Annotated in this window: 17 protein-coding genes and 1 other annotated feature; of the genes, 8 read left to right on the top strand and 9 right to left on the bottom strand. The window is 43.7% G+C overall.

From position 1 onward, the window contains the following. The first annotated feature begins 18 nt into the window (after nucleotides 1–18). The 3 genes from nagZ to tyrA all read left to right on the top strand — a co-directional run bounded on the left by nagZ (nucleotide 19) and on the right by tyrA (nucleotide 3,574). Nucleotides 19–1,008 (top strand): beta-N-acetylhexosaminidase, encoded by a 990-nt coding sequence (gene nagZ / locus AB4154_RS21865; protein WP_372124103.1) that lies wholly within the window; start codon nucleotides 19–21, stop codon nucleotides 1,006–1,008. A gap of 246 nt (nucleotides 1,009–1,254) precedes the next feature. Further along, nucleotides 1,255–2,328, top strand: coding sequence for a 3-deoxy-7-phosphoheptulonate synthase (locus AB4154_RS21860; protein ID WP_017059354.1), 1,074 nt, complete (start codon nucleotides 1,255–1,257; stop codon nucleotides 2,326–2,328). Nucleotides 2,329–2,446: 118 nt separating this feature from the next. Next, nucleotides 2,447–3,574, top strand: a complete 1,128-nt coding sequence (gene tyrA, locus AB4154_RS21855; RefSeq protein WP_017056144.1) for a bifunctional chorismate mutase/prephenate dehydrogenase — start codon at nucleotides 2,447–2,449, stop codon at nucleotides 3,572–3,574. A gap of 129 nt (nucleotides 3,575–3,703) precedes the next feature. On the opposite strand, the gene AB4154_RS21850 is transcribed toward tyrA, so the two are convergent. From AB4154_RS21850 to ettA, 3 genes are all read right to left on the bottom strand, one after another. Then, nucleotides 3,704–4,735 carry a M23 family metallopeptidase gene (locus tag AB4154_RS21850; RefSeq protein ID WP_029235755.1) on the bottom strand — a complete coding sequence of 344 codons (1,032 nt, stop codon included), beginning with the start codon at nucleotides 4,733–4,735 and terminating at the stop codon, nucleotides 3,704–3,706. 49 nt (nucleotides 4,736–4,784) lie between these two features. After that, nucleotides 4,785–5,153, bottom strand: coding sequence for a PilZ domain-containing protein (locus tag AB4154_RS21845; RefSeq protein WP_136973909.1), 369 nt, complete (start codon nucleotides 5,151–5,153; stop codon nucleotides 4,785–4,787). A gap of 90 nt (nucleotides 5,154–5,243) precedes the next feature. Further along, nucleotides 5,244–6,911: an energy-dependent translational throttle protein EttA gene (ettA, locus tag AB4154_RS21840; protein WP_372124101.1), complete on the bottom strand. Its 1,668-nt coding sequence runs from the start codon at nucleotides 6,909–6,911 to the stop codon at nucleotides 5,244–5,246. A gap of 263 nt (nucleotides 6,912–7,174) precedes the next feature. Here ettA and sltY point away from each other — a divergent pair, with 263 nt between their 5' ends. Then, complete coding sequence (gene sltY, locus AB4154_RS21835; protein WP_372124099.1) at nucleotides 7,175–9,124, top strand: murein transglycosylase; 1,950 nt, start codon at nucleotides 7,175–7,177, stop codon at nucleotides 9,122–9,124. A gap of 172 nt (nucleotides 9,125–9,296) precedes the next feature. Continuing rightward, nucleotides 9,297–9,590, top strand: a complete 294-nt coding sequence (gene trpR / locus AB4154_RS21830; protein ID WP_017059358.1) for a trp operon repressor — start codon at nucleotides 9,297–9,299, stop codon at nucleotides 9,588–9,590. A gap of 128 nt (nucleotides 9,591–9,718) precedes the next feature. On the opposite strand, the gene yjjX is transcribed toward trpR, so the two are convergent. The 6 genes from yjjX to AB4154_RS21800 all read right to left on the bottom strand — a co-directional run bounded on the left by yjjX (nucleotide 9,719) and on the right by AB4154_RS21800 (nucleotide 17,387). Further along, nucleotides 9,719–10,240, bottom strand: a complete 522-nt coding sequence (yjjX, locus tag AB4154_RS21825; protein ID WP_017059359.1) for an inosine/xanthosine triphosphatase — start codon at nucleotides 10,238–10,240, stop codon at nucleotides 9,719–9,721. Beyond that, nucleotides 10,203–12,581, bottom strand: a complete 2,379-nt coding sequence (locus tag AB4154_RS21820) for a bifunctional diguanylate cyclase/phosphodiesterase (RefSeq protein ID WP_017059360.1) — start codon at nucleotides 12,579–12,581, stop codon at nucleotides 10,203–10,205. Before AB4154_RS21820 ends, yjjX begins: the two co-directional genes overlap by 38 nt. A gap of 332 nt (nucleotides 12,582–12,913) precedes the next feature. After that, entirely contained in the window at nucleotides 12,914–14,089 is a 1,176-nt protein-coding gene (pheA, locus tag AB4154_RS21815; RefSeq protein WP_372124097.1) for a prephenate dehydratase, read from the bottom strand. Nucleotides 14,090–14,101: 12 nt separating this feature from the next. After that, nucleotides 14,102–14,223, bottom strand: a sequence feature (Phe leader region). 110 nt (nucleotides 14,224–14,333) lie between these two features. Next, nucleotides 14,334–14,669 (bottom strand): ribosome hibernation-promoting factor, HPF/YfiA family, encoded by a 336-nt coding sequence (gene hpf, locus AB4154_RS21810; RefSeq protein ID WP_004735034.1) that lies wholly within the window; start codon nucleotides 14,667–14,669, stop codon nucleotides 14,334–14,336. A gap of 424 nt (nucleotides 14,670–15,093) precedes the next feature. Continuing rightward, nucleotides 15,094–16,518: a lytic transglycosylase F gene (locus AB4154_RS21805; RefSeq protein WP_346393666.1), complete on the bottom strand. Its 1,425-nt coding sequence runs from the start codon at nucleotides 16,516–16,518 to the stop codon at nucleotides 15,094–15,096. Between the two features lie 140 nt (nucleotides 16,519–16,658). Further along, complete coding sequence (locus tag AB4154_RS21800; protein ID WP_017059363.1) at nucleotides 16,659–17,387, bottom strand: outer membrane protein assembly factor BamD; 729 nt, start codon at nucleotides 17,385–17,387, stop codon at nucleotides 16,659–16,661. A 137-nt stretch (nucleotides 17,388–17,524) separates the two neighbouring features. Between AB4154_RS21800 and rluD the strand changes: the two genes are divergently transcribed. The 3 genes from rluD (at nucleotide 17,525) to clpB (ending at nucleotide 21,958) form a co-directional block, all read left to right on the top strand. Next, nucleotides 17,525–18,499, top strand: coding sequence for a 23S rRNA pseudouridine(1911/1915/1917) synthase RluD (gene rluD / locus AB4154_RS21795; protein ID WP_017059364.1), 975 nt, complete (start codon nucleotides 17,525–17,527; stop codon nucleotides 18,497–18,499). A gap of 2 nt (nucleotides 18,500–18,501) precedes the next feature. After that, nucleotides 18,502–19,242, top strand: a complete 741-nt coding sequence (gene pgeF / locus AB4154_RS21790) for a peptidoglycan editing factor PgeF (RefSeq protein ID WP_065584732.1) — start codon at nucleotides 18,502–18,504, stop codon at nucleotides 19,240–19,242. A 142-nt stretch (nucleotides 19,243–19,384) separates the two neighbouring features. After that, nucleotides 19,385–21,958: an ATP-dependent chaperone ClpB gene (clpB, locus tag AB4154_RS21785; protein WP_372106065.1), complete on the top strand. Its 2,574-nt coding sequence runs from the start codon at nucleotides 19,385–19,387 to the stop codon at nucleotides 21,956–21,958. Nucleotides 21,959–22,298 lie beyond the last annotated feature (340 nt).

The following is a 22,298-nucleotide window of genomic DNA, read 5'->3' as shown; positions in this document are numbered from 1 at the left end:
GTTTAATAAGGGATAAATATGGGACCGTTGTGGGTTGATGTTGCAGGCTACGAACTGACTGCGGAAGACAAAGAAATTTTAGATCACCCAACTGTTGGTGGTCTCATCTTATTTGCTCGAAACTACCACGATAGCAAACAGTTATCGGCGTTAAACAAAGAAATTCGCAAGGTAGCGAAACGTCCTATTTTGATTGGTGTCGATCAAGAAGGTGGCCGAGTTCAGCGCTTCCGCGATGGCTTTTCAATTATCCCAGCTGCTCAAGAATTCGCGACTAAGAATAATGGCGAACAGTTAGCAGAACAAGCGGGTTGGTTGATGGCGGCAGAATTGATTGCCCATGATATCGATCTGAGCTTTGCGCCAGTATTAGACAAAGGCCACGAGTGTAAAGCGATTGGTAGCCGAGCGTTTGGTGAAGATATTGATACCATTGTTCGTCATAGCAGCGCTTTCATCAAAGGCATGAAGTCGGTTGGCATGGCGACGACAGGCAAGCACTTCCCTGGACATGGTGGCGTGATTGCTGACTCACACTTAGAGACGCCATATGACCCTAGAGACGACATCTTCGAAACCGACATGGCAATCTTCAAGGCGCAAATTGAAGCTGGAATATTGGATGCCATGATGCCAGCTCACGTGGTTTTCTCTCACTATGATGATCAACCTGCGAGTGGTTCACAGTATTGGCTACAGAAAGTATTGAAGCAGCAGCTTGGGTTTAAAGGCTTGGTATTCTCTGACGATTTAACGATGGAAGGCGCTGCCATTATGGGCGGACCAGCCGACAGAGCGAAAGCGGCCTTGAATGCAGGTTGTGACATGGTGTTGATGTGTAATAAACGAGATGCACAAATTGAAGCTCTGGATCACTTAGCGATTCAAGAGGTGCCTTTAGCCAACTCATTGCTTAAAAAACACAGCTTTGATTTGTCGACACTTCACTCGGATGCTAGGTGGAAAAAGACCTCAGAGACGATTAAGCGAATGCTAGGCAGTGAGTGATAAATAAACACATTATAATTTTAGATAAGGCGATATGATAAATATCGCCTTTTTTGTATGTGTGATCCGTGGTTTAAACCTATTTATCTCTTAGAGTGAGTTGAATTTAATGTGTAAAATAAAATTTACAGCCAATGTTTTTTATTGTTTACACTTGCAATCGCTTTTTTAGCTGTTATTGTGTTTTTAAAGATTGTTAACCCAAACGGAAATGTTGGGTGTAAAAATAAATATACAGGTTGAGTTATGCAGAAAAGTGAATTAAGCAATGTCAATATCATCGACGAACAGGTACTGATTACTCCTGAGGAGTTAAAAGCAAAACTGCCTTTGAGTGATAATGCTCGTCGTTTCATTCAAGAGTCTCGTCAAACTATCGCAAACATCATTCATAAGAAAGATCATCGCATGCTTGTTGTATGTGGCCCATGTTCTATCCATGACATTGAAGCTGCGAAAGAGTACGCGAAACGCCTTAAAGCCTTATCTGAGCAACTTAGCGATCAACTGTATATTGTTATGCGTGTTTACTTTGAGAAACCTCGTACCACTGTAGGTTGGAAAGGTTTGATCAATGACCCGCATCTAGACGGCACTTTCGATATTGAGCATGGTCTGCATGTTGGTCGTGAGCTACTTGTTGAACTCGCTGAGATGGAAATTCCATTGGCGACTGAAGCATTAGATCCAATCAGCCCGCAATACCTAGCAGATACCTTCAGCTGGGCAGCTATCGGCGCACGTACGACTGAATCTCAAACTCACCGTGAGATGGCAAGTGGTCTTTCAATGCCAATCGGTTTTAAAAACGGTACCGATGGCAACCTAGGCACTGCAATCAATGCAATGCAGGCGGCTTCTTCTAGCCACCGTTTCATGGGTATCAGCCGCGAAGGTCAAGTTGCACTACTAACAACGCAAGGTAACCCAAATGGTCACGTGATTTTACGTGGCGGTAAGCAGACGAACTACGATTCAGTATCGGTACACGAATGTGAGCAAGAGCTGGGTAAATCTGGCTTAGAGGCAGCGCTAATGGTCGACTGTAGCCACGCGAACTCTCGTAAAGATTTCCGTCGCCAACCTTTAGTTGCAGAAGATGTGATTCACCAAATTCGTGAAGGCAACAAATCGATTATCGGCCTTATGATTGAAAGCCATATTAACGAAGGAAACCAATCTTCGGATATACCTCTCAATGAAATGAAATACGGCGTTTCTATTACCGACGCGTGTATCAATTGGGATTCAACTGAGGCACTATTGAAACATGCACATACGGAATTAGTCCCGTTCTTAGAGAACCGCTTGAAAGGTTAGTCAGAGTTTTAAATTTAAGTGCCTCATCTAATGGGGCATTTTAAGATCTGTTGCTAGCGAACCTACGTGATTGTGGGCTGATAGATTGGCACGGGCTTATAGATTAGTAAGGAATAAAATGGCCGTTGAACTGAACGAATTACGCGACCAAATCGATGCTGTCGATAAACAAATGTTGGATTTACTGGCTCAACGCCTTGCTCTAGTAGAGAAAGTAGGCGAAGTAAAAAGTGAACATGGTTTACCTATTTATGTACCAGAGCGTGAAGCTGCGATGCTGGCATCTCGTCGTCAAGAAGCTGAGAAAATAGGGGTTCCACCACAGTTAATCGAAGATATTTTGCGTCGTACTATGCGTGAGTCTTATGCCAGCGAGAAAGATTCTGGCTTTAAGTGTCTTAACCCAGAGTTACGTTCAGTGGTTATCGTTGGTGGTAATGGTCAACTTGGTGGCTTGTTTGGTCGTATGTTCAAACTGTCTGGCTACGAAGTAAAAATCCTTGGCAGCCAAGATTGGGATAAGGCCGACGAAATCTTAGATAATGCTGGGCTTGTGGTTGTCACGGTTCCAATTCACCTAACGGAAGGTGTGATTGCGAAGCTAGGTAATCTACCAAGCGATTGTATTCTATGTGATTTGACGTCAATTAAATCTAAACCTCTACAAGCAATGATGAACATGCATCAAGGCCCAGTAGTTGGATTGCACCCAATGTTTGGCCCTGATGTTCCTAGCCTTGCTAAGCAGGTGATTGTTTACAGTGATGGTCGTGGTTCTGAAAGTTACCAATGGCTACTGAATCAATTTGGTATTTGGGGCGCGAGCCTTTGCCAGATGGATGCAGCTGAACACGATCACGGCATGACCTTGATTCAAGCACTTCGTCACTTCACCTCTTTTGCTTACGGCTTGCACCTGAGTAAAGAGAACCCGAACATTGATCAACTTCTGAAACTAAGCTCGCCAATCTACCGACTTGAGATTGCGATGGTTGGTCGTCTGTTTGCTCAAGACCCGAACTTGTACGGCGATATCATTCTTTCTTCGGATGAGAATATTGAGATGATTCGACGCTTCCATAGCTGTTTCGGAGAAGCGTTAGAAATTCTAGATGGCAAAGATAAGGCTAAGTTTGTTGAGAGCTTCAACCAAGTGAGTGATTGGTTTGGTGACTACTCACAACAATTTTTACAAGAGAGCCAAAGCCTGTTAAAACAAGCACATGACTCGATTCATCGCGGTTAATAGTGTGGTTTGAAAAATAAAAAAGAGCGACCATTTGGTCGCTCTTTTTGTTTGTGTTGAATGCCGATATTGCATCTGGCCTATAGTAGGCGAAATGCATTTGGATCATCATGGGCCAAACGAACAAACCTAGTTAGTCACGATAGGCTCTTTGTTATTCTCGTTCGATACTCGGTTATCATCGCTGGATACTGTGTCGATAGTTGAACTGATGTAAGGCACGTTAGTTAGGTTGATCTGCAAGCGAACCACATTATCAATCAGCTGAACTAGTGGGCCCCACTTAACCTTTTTCTCTTTCTCGAACACGTAGTTGAAGTTTTCCGGTGTCCAATCCATCAAGTATTGAGGGTTCAATGAGCGACCAAGGAAGCGTACTTCATAATGCAGATGTGGCCCAGTTGAGTTACCTGAGTTACCACAGCTCGCAATCACATCACCTTTACTGACAAACTGACCGCTGCGAACTTTGAATTTTTGCAGATGCGCGTAAGAGCTCATGAAGCCAAATGAATGGCGCATGGTGATAAAGTTACCAAAGCCTTTCTTGCTTGGGCGTACGGTTTCAATCACACCATCTGCCGGTGCTAAGATATCTTCACCACGCTTACAAGTAAGGTCGATACCAGTATGGTTGTGGCGTTTGCCTGTAATTGGGTTAGTACGGTGACCGTATGAAGACGAGATGCGTTGATAAGCCATCGGACTATCATTAGGAATTAAGCGGAACATGGTAGCTCTTACCGCGGAATCGACGGCTGCAGCATCAATACGGTCTTCTAGTGAAACCTCATCGGTGTGTAACTCTTCATCAGCCAGGCCTAGAACGGATTCCACATCGAATACACGCTTACCCAGTAATTGAATCGTACCTTCTTTCTCAGTTAAGGCTTGAGATAGGTTGTGGTTGGTTTCAACTTGTTCCGCGTATAAGAACTCGGTCTGCTCTTTTTCAACAATCAGAGTTTCAATTAACTGTTGTGCATCACCGGCTTGTGCAGCTAGCTTGTTTTTACTCTCAAGGTGCATGTAGGTTGCACCACCAATCAACATCGGTACTGAGAGCAGGGTTGTCATGCATAAGAGTACGGCTTTTCGACCGAAGTAAAACGTCTGTTCCCCCTGACTAGAGGGAATAGTAATGGACACTTTTTTAGACATGGTTCTGTATTAACTAAATGCTTCTAATAGAAAAAGGGTAATGGAGATATTATTCCTTGCCTAAGTCGGTAAGGTGTTCAATCTCTCTATAAAGCAGGTCATCGTCACCAACATTAAGCTCAACAAGGCGCTTAAGGTGGCTGATACTATCAATATCTAAATGCTCTATGCGTAAACGCATTGAGGTATTGATGGTAGAGACTATCGTTGCTTCTAACTGAATATTGATATCACTGTTTTCGAGTTTAAAGCTCACTTGAACAGGGACATCATGGCTAAGTTGTTTTGATTCATTGCATTGAATGAGTAAACCATGGAGTGATAAGTCTTGCACTGAGCCTGATACATTTACTTGTCCTTGTGAGATCTCAGTCGGGACTTGATAAATAACTCGTGAAAATTGACGTCTTTCAACCATAAGTAATCTCTCTATATCGATGCATTACACGTAAGCCAGATATATCAAAGGCCGCTATTATCGCGGCCTTTGTTCAAAATACAAGCTTATTTACTTAGCTATACGCTTGTACTTGATACGGTGCGGCTCTGCCGCTTGTGCGCCTAGAGTCTGCTTAAGCCACTCAGTGTACTCAGTATAGTTACCTTCGTAGAAGTTAACTTGACCTTCATCACGGTAGTCTAAGATATGGGTCGCAATACGGTCAAGGAACCAACGGTCATGCGAGATAACCATTGCACAGCCCGGGAATTCAAGCAGTGCTTCTTCAAGAGCACGTAGCGTTTCAACGTCAAGGTCGTTGGTAGGCTCATCGAGTAGCAGTACGTTACCGCCCGCTTTTAGCAGTTTCGCTAAGTGAACACGGTTACGTTCACCACCAGAAAGCTCACCGATGATCTTCTGTTGGTCGTTGCCTTTAAAGTTGAAACGAGAACAGTAAGCACGCGCAGGGATTTCGAAGTTGTTGATCTTAATGATATCAGCGCCTTCAGAGATCTCTTGGAATACTGTCTTAGTGTCGTCCATGCTGTCACGGAACTGATCAACAGAAGCAAGCTTAACGGTTTCGCCTAGTTCAACTGTACCTGAATCTGGCTGTTCTGCGCCGCTTAGCATCTTGAATAGTGTTGATTTACCCGCACCGTTGGCACCTACGATACCCACGATTGCACCCTTAGGCATGCTGAACGATAGGTCATCGATAAGAACGCGGTCACCGTATGACTTAGTTAGGTTCTTAACTTCAAGAACTTTGTCACCTAGGCGCTCACCTGGCGGGATGAACAGTTCGTTGGTTTCGTTACGCTTCTGGTATTGGCCAGTCGTCAGTTCTTCAAAACGAGCCATACGAGCTTTAGACTTAGCTTGACGACCTTTAGGGTTTTGACGAACCCACTCAAGTTCTTTCTCGATGGTCTTTTGACGTGCGCTTTCGCCAGCTTTCTCTTGCTTTAGACGCTCATCTTTTTGTTCTAGCCAAGACGTGTAGTTACCTTGCCATGGGATACCTTCACCACGGTCAAGCTCTAGAATCCAACCAGCAGCGTTATCTAGGAAGTAACGGTCGTGGGTAATCGCCACAACAGTACCGTTGTAGTCCACTAGGAAGTGCTCAAGCCATGCAACTGATTCTGCATCCAGGTGGTTGGTTGGTTCATCAAGAAGCAGCATATCTGGCTTCTCAAGAAGTAGACGACAGATAGCAACACGACGACGTTCACCACCAGAAAGGTGTTCAATCTTAGCGTCCCATTCAGGAAGACGAAGTGCGTCTGCTGCGCGCTCTAGAGCTGCTTCTAGGTTGTGACCGTCTTTTGCTTGGATAAGCGCTTCTAGTTCGCCTTGCTCTTTTGCTAGTGCATCGAAATCTGCATCTGGTTCTGCGTAAGCTGCGTAAACCGCATCAATACGCTTAAGTGCGTCAGCAACGTCAGAAACCGCTTCTTCTACGATTTCACGAACCGTTTTTGATTCGTCTAGTACAGGTTCTTGCGGTAGGTAACCTACTTTAAGGCCTTGTTGTGCACGTGCTTCACCATCAATATCAGTATCAATACCAGCCATGATACGTAGTAGGGTAGATTTACCTGAACCATTTAGACCCAAAACACCGATTTTAGCGCCAGGAAAAAAGCTAAGAGAAATGTCTTTAAGAATTTGACGCTTAGGTGGAACAGTTTTGCTCACCCGAGACATGGTATATACGTATTCAGCCATTGCCGATCGATCCTAATTATTGTTCAAAATTGTCTGCTATTTTATACCAATATCCTTAAAGATGTTACTCCTAGGACAGAAAAGCCACTCTTGAACCAATCCTTACCTATTATTGTCACATTGGTCATTAAAACTATATTTAATAGGCTTCTGAGGCGAAGTGTTAAATATTAATAATATTTACACTCAAATCCTTTACATTTGATGTGATGTCGGGCGTAAATAGACTTCACGTATTCATACACGCACTAAGGAAAGAGCGAATGTTTTTCCGCATTTTTAATACGAAAATTGCTGTGGCTGCATCGGCAATTTTGTCTTCGGTTTCACTGCCTCCGGTCGCTATGGCTAGCAATGCATCCGAGCTTGAAATGCAGCGTGACGTTTATGACAAAGCGCAAGAGGTTTTAGACAGCCGTGATCTAAAAGCTTACTCCGCGCTGCGTAACAAAATTCAAACATACCCTTTAACACCTTACACCGATTATCGGGCCTTTCTGATTGGCTTAGGTGATCGCACACCTGCTGAGGTCGATGCTTTCATTGAAGAGAACAAGGCATTGCCTTTCTCCAATCGAATGCGCGCACCTTATTTGGACTCATTGGCTTCTCAAAAACAGTGGAAGACGATCCTTGAGTTTCAAACCAAAGAGCCTGTCGGTGAAAAATACCAATGTATTTATTATCGAGCGCATTACGAGCAAGGTAACCAAGAGCTTGCCTTTAAAGGAGCTAAACAACTTTGGTTGAGTGGTAGTGGTGTTGATGACGCTTGTGACCCTTTATTTAAAAGCTGGGATCAAGCTGGGCTAAGAACTGATGAGCTGATTCTGGATAGAATGCTGCTAGCGTTCGAGGGCCGTAACGGTAAGTTAATGAGCTATCTGATTAAGCAATTGGATCATGATGAGTCAATTGCTCAAGCGAAGCAGATGAAGGCGTTGTACAACAAGCCTGAAAATGTACTCGCGTTTGCTAAAAAACATCCAGCGAATGAATTCTACCAAGCTCAAACCGAGTTTGCTTTCGAGAAGCTAGCAAGGAAATCATCAAGCAGTGCTCAAAAGGTGTTTGATGATGTCATCAAGGCTCAGAAGTTTTCGAAAGAGAAATCTCAAGAGCTCGCTGATTACCTAACGTTTCGTCTGATCAACACCGACTCTGAAGAGTTAATGGTGTGGCGCGACAAAATGCTCGCGAGTTCATCAAAGCAAGTTTTGCTGGAACGACGTGCTCGCTTAGCAATTCAACATGCCGATTGGACGGGTTTGAAAGAGTGGATAGCGCGCTTGGATGATAAACATCAGGCTTCGCTTCGTTGGCAATATTGGCAGGGCAGAGCTGAAATCGCGACGGGCGATACTGACAAAGGCAATAAGCGACTGTCAGATATCTTGGGTCAGCGTAATTTCTACAGTGTGGCTGCGGCTAAGCAGTTAGGTAAGCCAGTTCAATATCCAACATCGACACTTAAATACAATGCTGAAACAGTGAAGCCATTCGACACCTCTTTGGTGCGTATTGGTGAACTGATTGACCGAGACAAAATTGCGGCAGCGAAAAGTGAATGGCGCTGGTTACTGACCAATGCAGATAAAGAGCAAAAAGAGATGCTTGCCGCTTACGCTGCGACACAGCGTTGGAATCACTTTACCGTAACAGCGAGTATCTCTGCGAAGATGTGGGATAACATTGCGCTGCGCTTCCCTGTTGCTCATAAGTGGTGGTTTAACTTCTACGCTGAAAAGCACGATCTCGATCCAATCACTTTGATGTCTTTAGCAAGACAAGAGAGTGCGATGGATTCAGAAGCTCGCTCTCCAGTTGGCGCGCGTGGCATTATGCAAATTATGCCCAAGACGGCGCAATACACAGCGAACAAACATAAGATTAAGTATCAGGGCAGCGATGATCTTTATGATGTCGGCAAAAACATTGAGATTGGCAGTCACTACTTAGATGGTTTACTCGCTCAATATGATGACAACCGTATCTTTGCGTTTGCGGCTTATAATGCTGGACCTAGCCGTGTGAAACAGTGGCGTTCACGCAGCGATGAAAAGCTCGATGCCTTTGCATTTATCGAAATGATCCCATTCAAAGAGACACGTGGCTACGTTCAGAATATCTTGATGTTTGAGACCTACTATCGAGATATCTTGGGTGAGAAAGGGACGTTTTTAGCGCCCCATGAGGCAAAAACGAAATACTAAGCCTTCGGCATTTGGCCCGAAACTGAGTAAGAATAAAGGCAGTGAGTGCGAACCATTTCCACTTACTGCCTTTTTACATTGGATCGCATCAAGTGTTTCGGTATAAAGTGTTAAACGCTTTCAATCGTTAAGCGACTCTTTAAAGTCAGAATTTAAAAGTAAGTGTAGAGATATGGCATCACAACCTGAATATGATAATTGGCAACAACTGATGGACTTGGTAAAGACGGCTGTCGAAAAAGATCAGCACGAGCTGTTGTTGACTATGATGATGACACCAGACGAGCGAGATGCTCTGGTTGCTCGAATTAATATCTTCTGTGAGCTGATGAAAGGCGATATGTCTCAACGACAGGTGAGTCAAATGCTGGGCGTAGGCGTAGCGACGATAACCAGAGGCTCAAATGAGCTAAAGGCCAAATCTGAGCAAGAGAAAGTCGTGATCGCCGACCTATTGCTAAAGTAATAATGGAATTAAGCTATCACGCGATAGTATGAATACGAATTCGATAAAAAACGCTAACTGGATGTTAGCGTTTTTTGTTTCTGAAGATTGTTCTTGGAATCTTTTGAAGTTTAAGGAAGCCTCAAATACTAAATAGGAAAGTGTTCAGGATTCACAAATGGGATCAGAGCCAAAATTAAAGCTTGATGATAGACCGAACTGCGTGACAATTGGTTATGTGTCAGTAGGCCAATGGCACCACCTTTCTGTTTGATATTGTCGGTACCAAACACTTCATCCATCACATCCCCTAACTCGTTTGCATGCTCTAGTTTCTCAAGCACGGCTGGTGGCAGCATCAGACTTGCTGAACGAGACTCGCCACGTTGGCCATTCGTTTCGATCACCATCCAGGCAAAGGTGACGTTTGTTTCTATTCCCGCTTCTAGACCAACATAGAAGTCTGCATCAGGCTGAGCTTGAGTTGCGTTGTGAACTCGATTCACGGCACCTTGATAGGTTTCATCATTGCTCATCGGTTGATCGGCGACACCACTAGGGACGCTGATGCCTTTGAAATCAAATTCAGTATCAGGAAAAGCAGATAAGAACGCACTTTTAACGGCGTTTATTTTAGCTGGGTTCAGCGATGCGATGATTACAGATTTCATGTGTCGGATTCTTTTTGTTGTCGATTAGATTGAGTTGATGTTGTCGGTACCAGTCACTCAACTCTTCTAGTGGCATGGGTTTACCAAAGTAATAGCCTTGCAGCATATCGCACTGTGCATCCTGTAACCACTGGTGCATGTCTTGAGTTTCAATCCCTTCGGCGGTGACCTTTTTCCCCTGAGCATGACACAACCCGATAACTGGTTTTACGATGTTCTGGTTATCGGTTTCAATTAAGGTATCCAAAAACGCTTTATCCAATTTAATTTTCTGAGTTGGATACTGCACCAGTTGAGTGATAGAGGTGTAACCGGAACCAAAGTCATCAATCGCCAGTCGATAACCCATGCATGACAGCTCATTCAGCAATGGGAAGCCTTCTGAGTTTGAGTAAAAGGTTTCAGTGATTTCAAAATCGATTAGGCTTGGTGGAATTCGATTTAACTCCGCGTGTTCTTTAATGAAACCCGCAAGGTGAGTGGTTTCAATGCCAGCAGAAGATAAGTTGATCGACAATTGAATCGAGTGATCAAATTGAGTCTGAAGTCGATGGAATGAAGCAAACGCATTCTGTATTACCCAGCGGTCAACATGTTCGAACAGCCCGGTTTGTTCGGCTATTGGAATGAACTCATCCGGTGGAACCAAACCAAGTTGCTTTGAATTCCAACGTAATAACACCTCAACGCCAATAACATCAGTCCCGGTAGAATCCATGTAGGGCATGTAAACGAGCCTGAATTCATCATCAAAATTCTTACCTCTGAGCGCACGTTCAATGTCTGCTTGGCGCTGAATGGCTTTGTCTAAATCCCGTGAATAGTCAGCAAATTGGTTTTTACCGGCACGCTTGGCTTGGTACATCGCAGTATCCGCGTTGGACAGTAGCTTCTCGATTGAGTTGCCATCATTAGGGTAGGTCGCAATACCAATACTGACCGTGATCGGAAAGCTGCCTGATTCGGTGACAAAACCTTTTTGCAGTGGAGTCAGTAAATCATTCGAGAATCGATGCGCGACATTTCCTCGGTGACTAGGAGCGTTAATGTAGACAACGAACTCGTCTCCAGAAAGTCGGGCTGGCATACAATGAGCGTCGAACTCCTCTTTATAGTGACGACAAATATCTGAAATACGCTGAGCAAAAGAGACCAGAATCGAGTCGCCGATTTGATGCCCGTATTTGTCGTTCACAAACTTGAAGTTGTCCAAGTCAAAATAGAGAACCCAGGTTTCGGTATTCGAACTCGGTTTTGGCAACGATTGCTGAACGAAGGTTTGAAACTGATGCCTATTGGCTATTTGAGTTAACTGATCATTTTCGGCCAAGAGCTTGGTTTGCTGGTAGGTGTTGTCTAGCTCTTGATACATGTCATAAAAACGCTGTGATAGGCGGCCAAGCTCGTCACGAGTGCCTAAGCGTTCAATGTTCTTACGTTGTTTTTTTTCGACTTGCTGTAGCTGTCGATCGAGCCGTGTTATTGGAGTAATCACAGTGCGAGACAGAAGCATGAGTAGCAGAGCGACAGTTACAAACGCAGACAGTGCAAACGACAAACTCAGCTTGTTCCAAATTGAATCGAGCTTGTTTTCCAACAGGAATTGCGCCGGATCGACCGTGGCGTACAGTTCTGGTGCAAGCTTGACTGAGTGAGTAACATCATTTTCCAAAGAAACCGCTATGGATGTGAAGAACAAGCTGGTTTGGTAGTCGAACTCTATCTGTTTTCTCAGCGCATTAAATTTGTCGAGAGAGACAGAGACAACAACAAAGAACACATCGTCGGGTTGATTGTTAACGGTTGGGAAAATCGCTTTTCTATCTACCTTGTCATAGTGAACCAACATCCCTTCGCCTTGGGAGTTTTGAATATAGTTGGTACTCGATGTTGCTAAGGTGTCTTGATAGTGCAGGTCAACATACTCCAATATCTTACTGTCAATCTGAGTGCGTGAGTCATTGCTATTATCCGCGTAATAACGCAGTTTTCGATCACCATTAAGAAGCGCTAAACCTGTATAGCTTTCATCGTCATCTTGCAGGAAATGAATGGCTTCTCGAAGATTACTGACCAGTTCAAGATCGCGAGATAGATTTTGATCAGTGAGAAAATAACGCTTCACCATATCACTCTGGGTCAAGGTGTAAGAGTAGCTATTGAGGAACGAACGAGATTGGCGAAAGTATCCGGCTAGTTTTTCCATGTTCAGTTGAAGTGCGTTGTCTTCGCGTTTGATGAAACTGCTTTTTTGCGTCGAATAAATAATATAGCTAGAAGCCGCGGTACTGATCAGTATCACAGGGGCTATTAGTAGTAAGATTTTAGTACTTAGCTTCATAGTAATGACAACACTATTTATAAATTAAGCGCATAAGTTTATGTTACTTAATGCTTACTCGCTATTAATTATACGTAGTTCGATGATTTCCTGTGAAGGGGGTAAGGTTTTGTCTTTATTGATAAAAAAAGCCACTAATGAGTTTTTGTTAGAAAGGCTCAAGCAGTGGAGGGAGTAAGCGTGCCGAATGTGCGAAACAAGTGAATTGTGTTTCAGGCTTGCTAGGGTGAGTTTTCTTAGCGAGAATAGTACTCGACTAGAGGGTGATTTAAGTATTTGGCCTGCTGTAGGCCAAATACTTATGTTAGCTAAAAGCTGATACTCACTTTCAGCTATGACAACTTAACTTGAGTCGCTTTGATGTTCTCACTTGGGTAGCAACCCAACACCTTAAGGTGGCGAGTAATGGCTGTTAGTTCCGTTATCGCTTGTTGCATATTATCTGAATCCAGATGCGCCTCTAAATCGACATAGAACATCTCTTCCCAAGGGTTACCCATGATAGGACGAGATTCTAGCTTAGTCATGTTGATGCCTAAGCGTTGCAGGATCAGTAGTGTTTCTACCAAAGAACCCGCCTCTTGAGATGTCGACATGATGAGCGTTGTTTTCGCTGGTATTTGAGTCGATACTTCAACAGGCTTACGCGCCACAACGATGAAACGAGTGTGGTTCTCTGTTTGGTTTGCAATATTGCTCTGGATTGGCTGTAGTCCATAAAGCTTACCGCTCGATGCATTACCAATAGCAGCTACGTCATTACCACCCAATTCTTTAACTTTTTTCATTGCATCAGCGGTGCTTGCGCAAGACTCAAGGTTGACACCCTGAAGGCGGCTCAAGAACTCACTGCATTGTTGATGAGGTTGTGGGTGCGAGTAGAGTGTTTTGATGTCTTCTAAACGGATATCACTTTTAGCAACAAGGCAGTGCTCAATCGGTTGAGAAAGTTCGCCAACAATGTATAGAGTCGTATGCTGTAACAGGTCGTAGACCTCGTTAATTGACCCTGAACTGGTGTTCTCAATCGGCAGGACACCGTAGTCGGCATGGCCAGACTCTACTGTTGATGCGACTTCTTTGAAGTGATTACAGTTCAGCTCAATCAATTCCATATTCTTGCGGCTGAAGTATTCGCGGCTCGCAAGGTGAGAATACGATCCCTTAGAACCTAAGAATGCAACGCGAGCCAATGGTTTACGGCTTTGCGGGTTCGCTAGGTTTTGTAAGTATGACTGTTGTAGTAAAACGGAATCTTCGATGATGGTGTGAAACAGCTTGGTAATGTACTGCGCATCAAGTTCGTATTTATCTTTGCCGTTGTTGATCAGCTTAACTAATAGTTGTTGTTCTCGTACTGCATCACGAACTGGTTTTGATGTCTCTACTTTGCTTTTAGCGACTTCGATACTTAGCTTGCGACGCTCTGAAAGTAACTTCAGGAGTTCGTCGTCTAAATCATTAAGACGAAGGCGGATATCATCCAGTGAAATTGAGCGGTCAGTCATAAATGTGTCCTTATAAAAAAGCCTCCCTAGTGTGGGAGGCTTCTTGTTCGTTTTTGACTTGTTTTTCTAAAACGACTTAGCCTCCGATTTACGGAAGAAAAAAGAAGTCAAAAATAAACAAAGATTGAGTGTGCATAAAAAGTGATTGTTTTATGAATGTTTAAACACAATAAGCAAGCGAGCTACGAGCGTCAAGCAAAAAAATAGCGCCCTGAGGCGCTATTTTTTAATCTGTTCTCTTTCCTTATTCTACTTCAGCTTCTAGCTCTTCGATTTCAGGCTTTTCAGCGCGGCGCGCTTCTGGTTTATGGCGTAGCTTGTTGAGTTGACGCTCTAGTTTTTGTTCTACTTCGTTGATCGCTACGTAGAGGTCGTCATGGATTGATGAAGCAACAAGTTGGCCTTTTGGTACGGTTAGTACCGCTTCAAATTTCTTCTTCTTGTTTGGTTCTTCGCTAAAGCTCGCTTGGCAGCCAATGATGTCTACTTGCCATTTATCTAGCTTTTTAAATTTGCTTTCTATGTGATCACGGATTGCAGAGGTAATGTCGATGTTTTTACCAGTGATGTTCATTTTCATAGAAGTTTTCCTCTGTTGTATCCCTCATGGGTTAACTTCAGATTACGACTTTTAGGAATAAAGAATGTGATCTAGATCTTGTTTTGGTTGGGTGGGATAAGCATTAAAATCAAATGTGATCTTACGCAAGTCTTAGTATCTTTTTGGCGAAAAATGCTTGTTATCCTTATGAAAAACGATAACTTGGAGGCAAGGCTTCGCTAAAAATTAAATCAGTTTTTAGGGGCGTCCTACAGCCTATGGAAAGTGCTTGATTGAAATTTACTCAATAGTGTTTTGTGATATAGGTCTTGTAATATAGGTCGCTACATAAGCTTCTTCAGAATTAGATAAACAAAAGCCGCATAAGTATTCTTATGCGGCTTTTGTGTTTTTTAGCTTTACCTAATACCTTTGGCTCCCCAGCTCTGGGATGGAGGCGATCCTAGTCGTTAGTGTTCAGTAATCTCGCTGTGCCGTCCTCTCGGATAGCATTGATAGCTTGTAATTGTTTATAGATTACGAAGTAACGATTGATGTTGGCAACATAGGTTACGGGTTCTTTACTCACGTATTTGCGAGTGATGATTTCTACGTTTTTAAACCAGATGTTTGGGTTGTAACCTTTCTGCTTGGCAATGCTCCTCATCTTTCTGATCTTAGCAGGACCAGCGTTGTAAGAAGCCAAGGTAAAGTAGATTTGATTGTCGGGTGATATTGCCGGGTCGTCAAAATATCGGTCTTTGATAAAGCGCATATACTTCACACCCGCATGGATGTTGTTATCCACCTTATGGATGTTCTTGATGTTGACGTTTTTATCTTTGGCGGTACTCGGTAATACCTGCATCACACCAATAGCCCCGCGATGAGAAATCCGGCTCTGATCCAGTCCTGATTCTTGGAAACCTTGAGCTGACATCATTAAAGGATCAAATTCATACTTGCTCGAATACTTTTCAAAGACATCTGAGAGTTTAGCTACTCGGTCTACTTTATTGGGGTTGAGTGCTCGGCCTAACCAGCGAGTATTGTCGATGTATTTCTGGTAGATGACATTCCCAAGCAGGGTGCCTGTTCGTGCGGTCTTGACGTATTTGTTTATCTCTTTCTTCAGTTGAGGGCTGTCTTTTCTTAAAGCCCAAGCAATACGACCATTTTCTCGTAAAGGTAAGTCGTTATGGACTTGAATGTTTTCCATTACATCGATCCAGAGCTTGGCTTTATGGTTATCCAGAATTGTGCCTTGTATATAACCTTGGTTAACCAGTTCTATCAGCTCGTAGTCTTGTAATGACTCCTCGATAAAGTGGACATGCAGTGGTGGTAAACCTAGCTCGTTAAGCTCCTTATTAACTCTTTGTACACTCTCGAAGTAACTCGAGCTTGCTCGTATCCACACCTCTTTGCCACTCAATTGCTTGATTTCGGTGATAGGTTCGGCCTTTTTCCCTGTGATAATGAGTTCTTTACCATCTTTAATCATCGGATCCGAAAAATCGATGGTTCGTAATCGTTTATCGGTGATCGTTAGGTTAGCGACAGCGACATCACCATAGCCAGACTCTAAAGAGGGAAGTAGATCATCTCGTTGCACGGGGATGATTTGAACATTGAGATAGGGATGTTTCTTACGAAGGCTTTTCTCAAAGTGGTAGAGCATTTCTGCCACGATGCCTTTTGGCTTGCCATCCTCGATGTAATAGAAACCAAGATCGGCAGACACTAGCACTCTAACCGTTCCTTTGGTTTTGAGCACATCCAAGTCACCCATGTAAGGCTTATTGCTTAATGGAGACAGTTCTAATGCGTAGGATAAGTGGCTAAATAGCGATATCCAGATAAATAATAACAACCTACTCACATCCACACTCCATGTTGATGTTTTGTTAAAAGTTATCTTTTGAAGATACCGTGTATTATGCGATCCATCAAGTTTGCGATATGTAGATGAAAAAAAGCGCGCTAGTAAATTAGCGCGCTTTTAGGATTGAGATGTAAGAGGTTTGATTAAGGTAGTGGGTTTAACTCAATCAACTTTTCTGTTCTTAACACAGCGTCATCTAGGCCGAGTTGTTGATAAGCTTTTAGCTGGATATCTAAAGACTTACGCGCAGCAATGGTGTCTGGGTAAGTTTTTTGCAGCTCTTGCGTTCTGTTGATCGCAGCAATCCAAGCTTCGCGGCGTAGGTAGAAATCAGCGGTTGCTAAGTCATACTCTGCTAGGCGGTTCTTAAGTGCGAACATGCGTTTTTGTGCATCTTCAGCATAAGGGCTACTAGGGAAACGTTCGAGTAGTCGCTTGAAGTCAGCAAACGCAAGTTTCACTGGTTCAGGATCTCGGTCACTACGGTCGATATTAAAAATATCGTGCATGAAGTTTCGGTCTTGCGCCATGTGCGTTAAGCCGCGCATGTAAAGAACCCAGTCTTGTTTCTCATGCGTTGGGTTCAAACGTAGGAAACGTGAAATGGTAGCGAGGCCAAGTGCCAAGTCATCATTTTTGTAGTAAGCGTAAATCAGATCGAGCTGTACTTGCTCAGAATAGGCGCCGAATGGGTAACGTGAGTCTAGGGCTTCTAGCTTTTCTATTGCTGAAAGCCAGCTACCGCTCTGCAGTGATTCTTGAGCGTCAGAGTAGAGAACCGATGGTGGTACATCTGGCACTATCTCTTCACTACTTGAACAACCAACCAAGAGTGATACGGCTAATAGACCCGATAAAGTAAGGTGTTTCATGTCAGGCGTCGATTCCTTGAATTAAATATTTCGTAAGCTTCCGTTACTTTCTAACCAGTAACAGATACAATGATGCAATTATTCTATTTTATCCATACTAATGGGTATTAGTCTCACGGTTTTTAAAAAAGTTCGATATGGCTCAGCAGATCACATTAACAGACACAGTAAAAAGCAGCCAGTTAGGTCAACGTTTAGACCAAGCTGTCGCTGAACTATTTACCGATTTTTCTCGCTCTCGCATTAAAGAGTGGCTTCTTGACGGCAAAATCCAAGTGGATGGCGAAGTTATTACAAAGCCGCGCGTTAAGGTTTTGGGCGGTGAAGAGATCATCTTGCAAGCTGAACTTGCAGATGAAGAGCGCTGGGAAGCACAAGATATTCCTCTAAACATTGTCTACGAAGATGATGACTTATTGGTTATCAATAAGCCTCGCGATCTGGTTGTACACCCAGGCGCAGGCACACCGGATGGAACCATACTAAACGCATTGCTTTTCCATTACCCACAGATTGCAGAAGTGCCTCGTGCAGGTATTGTGCACCGTCTTGATAAAGACACAACAGGTCTTATGGTTGTGGCTAAAACGGTTCCAGCTCAAACTCGTCTTGTGCGTGCTCTTGCTAAGCGTCGTATTACTCGTGAATATGAAGCAATTGCAATTGGCAAAATGACCGCTGGTGGTGTGGTAGAGAAAGGCATTAGCCGTCATGCAACTAAGCGTACCTTGATGGATGTAAATGAATTAGGAAAGCCAGCGGTAACTCACTACCGTGTTGCTGAGCACTTCCGCGAGCATACTCGTATTCGTCTACGCCTAGAAACGGGTCGTACTCACCAAATTCGTGTTCACATGTCATACCTTCAGCATCCGCTGCTAGGTGACGTTGCATACGGTGGTCGTGCTCGTATTCCAAAAGGTGCATCTGAAGAACTAACAACAATGATTCGTTCTTTTGATCGCCAAGCACTGCACGCCGTTATGCTTAAATTTGTTCACCCAATTACAGGTGAAGAAGTTGAGTTCCACGCTCCTGTGCCAAATGACATGGTCGTGATGGCTGAAGCGTTACGTGTTGATGCGCGCGAAAACTTGGAAGACGACATTTAATCATGTCGATGATCATCCCTAACTGGAATGCACCAAAAAACGTGAAAGCATTTGCTTCGACACGTTTTGATGGTTTTTCTACTGGTGCGTATCAAGGATTAAACCTAGGTACGCATGTTGGGGATGATGCTTCGCTTGTTGAAAACAACAGAGCCTGGCTCAAGCAACACGCTAATATGCCTGCCGCTCCGGTATGGCTACATCAAACTCACTCAACAGATGTCGTTACGGTTTTACACCCTACGGCAGATATTCTTGATGCTGACGGTGCATTTACCACAGCTAAAGATGTTGTTTGTTCTGCGATGACAGCCGATTGCTTACCTGTAATCCTTACTGATACCAAAGGCACTCAAGTTGCTGCAGTTCATGCTGGTTGGCGTGGTCTTGCTGGTGGCATTCTTGAAAATGCCGTCGCAAAGTTTTCAAACTTAGGTTCAGAGAATAAGATCATTGCTTGGCTTGGTCCTGCAATAGGCAAACAAGCTTTTGAAGTAGGCGATGATGTGTTGGAAGCTTTCGTTAGTTTTGACTCTCAAGCTAAGCTCGCATTTGAAGCCAAAGCTGAACCAGGCAAATGGCTAGCGAATATGTCTCAGCTTGCAACGCAACGACTGAACAAAGTTGGTGTAACTTCTGTGACAGACTCTAATCTATGTACCTTCGCTGATGCCGATGCGTTCTATTCTTATCGTCGTGATGGTATTACTGGACGCCAAGCTACTTTTATTTGGTTAGAGTAACCTTTAACTAGTGCAACCAGTCATCCAGCTCATTTATATTTTTATAACAGCTCTATTCTTCATTCTTATCCCTTGAAAATCCGCGTTACCGTATCCATCTTCTAACCATAAGATAAACATATCTAAGAGTAGGAAGGTTGGCATGCGTCTCGATCGATTCACTAGTAAATTCCAAATTGCGATATCTGATGCTCAGTCGCTCGCATTAGGTCGTGATCACCAATATATAGAGCCTGTGCACCTAATGGTGTCTTTGCTTAATCAAGATGGTAGTGCAATTCGTCCATTGCTCACCATGCTGAATATTGATGTGGTTCAATTGCGTTCAAAGCTAAGCGAAATATTAGACCGTGTACCGAAAGTAAGTGGTATCGGTGGTGATGTTCAACTGTCGAATGCAATGGGTACTTTGTTCAACCTATGTGACAAGGTCGCACAAAAGCGTCAAGACACATACATTTCTTCGGAAGTCTTCCTACTTGCCGCAATTGAAGATAAAGGCCCTTTAGGTAACCTGCTTAAAGAGCTAGGTCTTACTGAGCAAAAATTATCTCAAGCTATCGAGCAGGTTCGTGGCGGTCAAAAAGTTGATGACCCAAATGCCGAAGACCGACGCCAAGCGTTAGAGAAGTTCACCATCGATCTGACTGAAAGAGCGGAGCAAGGCAAGCTGGATCCGGTAATTGGCCGAGATGACGAAATCCGCCGTACTATCCAAGTACTTCAGCGTCGTACTAAGAACAACCCAGTCATTATCGGTGAACCTGGTGTTGGTAAGACAGCTATCGTTGAAGGTTTGGCTCAGCGCATTATTAACAATGAAGTGCCAGAAGGTTTAAGAGGCCGACGCGTACTTTCATTAGACATGGGTGCTTTGGTAGCTGGCGCTAAATATCGTGGTGAGTTTGAAGAGCGTTTGAAGTCAGTCCTCAATGAATTGTCTAAAGAAGAGGGCAATATCATTCTCTTCATCGATGAAATTCATACTATGGTCGGCGCTGGTAAAGGTGAAGGCTCTATGGATGCCGGTAACATGCTAAAACCAGCGTTGGCTCGTGGTGAACTCCACTGTGTTGGCGCAACGACTCTTGATGAATACCGTCAATACATAGAGAAAGATCCAGCGTTAGAGCGCCGCTTCCAAAAAGTGCTTGTCGATGAACCAACGGTTGAAGACACGGTGGCGATTCTTCGTGGTTTGAAAGAGCGCTATGAACTTCATCATCATGTAGAAATTACCGACCCAGCAATCGTGGCTGCAGCAACACTATCTCATCGATACGTTTCTGATCGTCAACTGCCGGATAAAGCGATTGATCTGATTGATGAAGCGGCTTCGAGTATCCGTATGCAGATCGACTCAAAACCTGAGTCGCTAGATAAGCTCGAGCGTAAAATCATTCAATTGAAGATCGAGCAGCAAGCTCTTACCAATGAAAATGATGAAGCCAGTGAAAAACGCCTTCGAACATTACAAGAAGAGCTTTCTGACAAAGAACGAGATTTCGCAGAGCTTGAAGAAGTGTGGAATGCAGAGAAAGCCGCGCTTTCTGGCACGCAACACATCAAGTCAGAGCTAGAACAAGCTCGTATGGATATGGATTTTGCGAGACGTGCTGGTGATCTTAACCGAATGTCTGAATTGCAATACGGTCGAATCCCAGAATTAGAGAAGCAGTTAGATCTTGCGACTCAAGCTGAAATGCAAGAAATGACGCTGCTGCGTAATAAGGTCACTGATGCAGAAATTGCAGACGTGCTATCGAAGCAAACAGGCATACCTGTTTCTAAAATGCTAGAAGCCGAGAAAGAGAAGCTTCTTAAAATGGAAGGTGTTCTACATAAGCGAGTTATTGGCCAAGCGGAAGCAGTCGAAGTGGTATCGAATGCGATTCGTCGTAGCCGTGCAGGTTTATCTGATCCAAACAAGCCGATTGGATCTTTCTTATTCCTTGGTCCAACTGGCGTTGGTAAAACGGAGTTGTGTAAAACACTCGCGAACTTCATGTTTGATAGTGACGATGCAATGGTGCGTATCGACATGTCTGAGTTTATGGAGAAACACTCTGTTGCTCGTTTGGTTGGTGCTCCTCCGGGTTACGTTGGATATGAAGAAGGTGGTTACTTAACAGAAGCAGTGCGTCGCAAGCCTTATTCAGTGATTTTGCTAGATGAAGTAGAGAAAGCGCATCCTGATGTTTTCAATATCTTATTGCAGGTGCTTGATGATGGACGCTTAACTGATGGACAAGGTCGTACAGTCGATTTTAGAAACACGGTAGTGATCATGACATCCAACCTTGGCTCTTCGAGAATTCAAGAGAACTTCAATACGCTCGACTACCAAGGAATAAAGAATGAAGTGATGGAAGTGGTAGGTAAACATTTCCGTCCTGAGTTTTTGAACCGAGTTGATGAAAGCGTGGTGTTCCATCCATTGGGTCAAGAGCACATTCAGTCGATAGCCGCTATTCAGCTTAAGCACCTTAAGAAGAGAATGGAAGACAATGGTTATGAGCTTGAAGTTTCGGATAAAGCACTCAAGTTAATTTCTCAAGTTGGTTTTGATCCAGTATATGGTGCACGACCTTTGAAAAGAGCGATTCAACAAAGTGTCGAGAACCCGTTAGCGAAAGCGATACTGGCAGGAAAAATTAATCCAGATAAGAAAGTGCAGCTATTAGTAAACAACGACCGCATTATTGCTCACCAATAGTTGAAGTAAGAACGGTAGGTACGATTGGCCGAAATTAAGGCTTAATCGTACCTATTTTAAACGCTTTGTGTGAATAGTGTTCGAACGGTCGCCGGTGGCGGCTTTTTTTCGTTTTTAGCCTTGTACAAAGGATTATTCTCTCTATAATGCGCCTCCGTTGCCAAGGATAACCAAGCGGTTTGAACTGAGTAACAAGACGGTGATAAGCATTTAAGATGCTTTGAAAAATTAGCTGGAAAAAGTGTTTGACACTGGAATCTAATCCGCTAGAATGGCCGTCCACTTCGAGAGGCTCCTTACTAAAAGGAAGGCTCAACAAGTAAAGCTCTTTAACAATTTA

This window comes from Vibrio sp. 10N.286.51.B11, from assembly GCF_041469245.1.
Lineage (GTDB): Bacteria > Pseudomonadota > Gammaproteobacteria > Enterobacterales > Vibrionaceae > Vibrio > Vibrio crassostreae_C.
The sequence above is the reverse complement of the archived record's forward strand: the minus strand, read 5'-3'. Positions and strand labels throughout refer to the sequence as shown.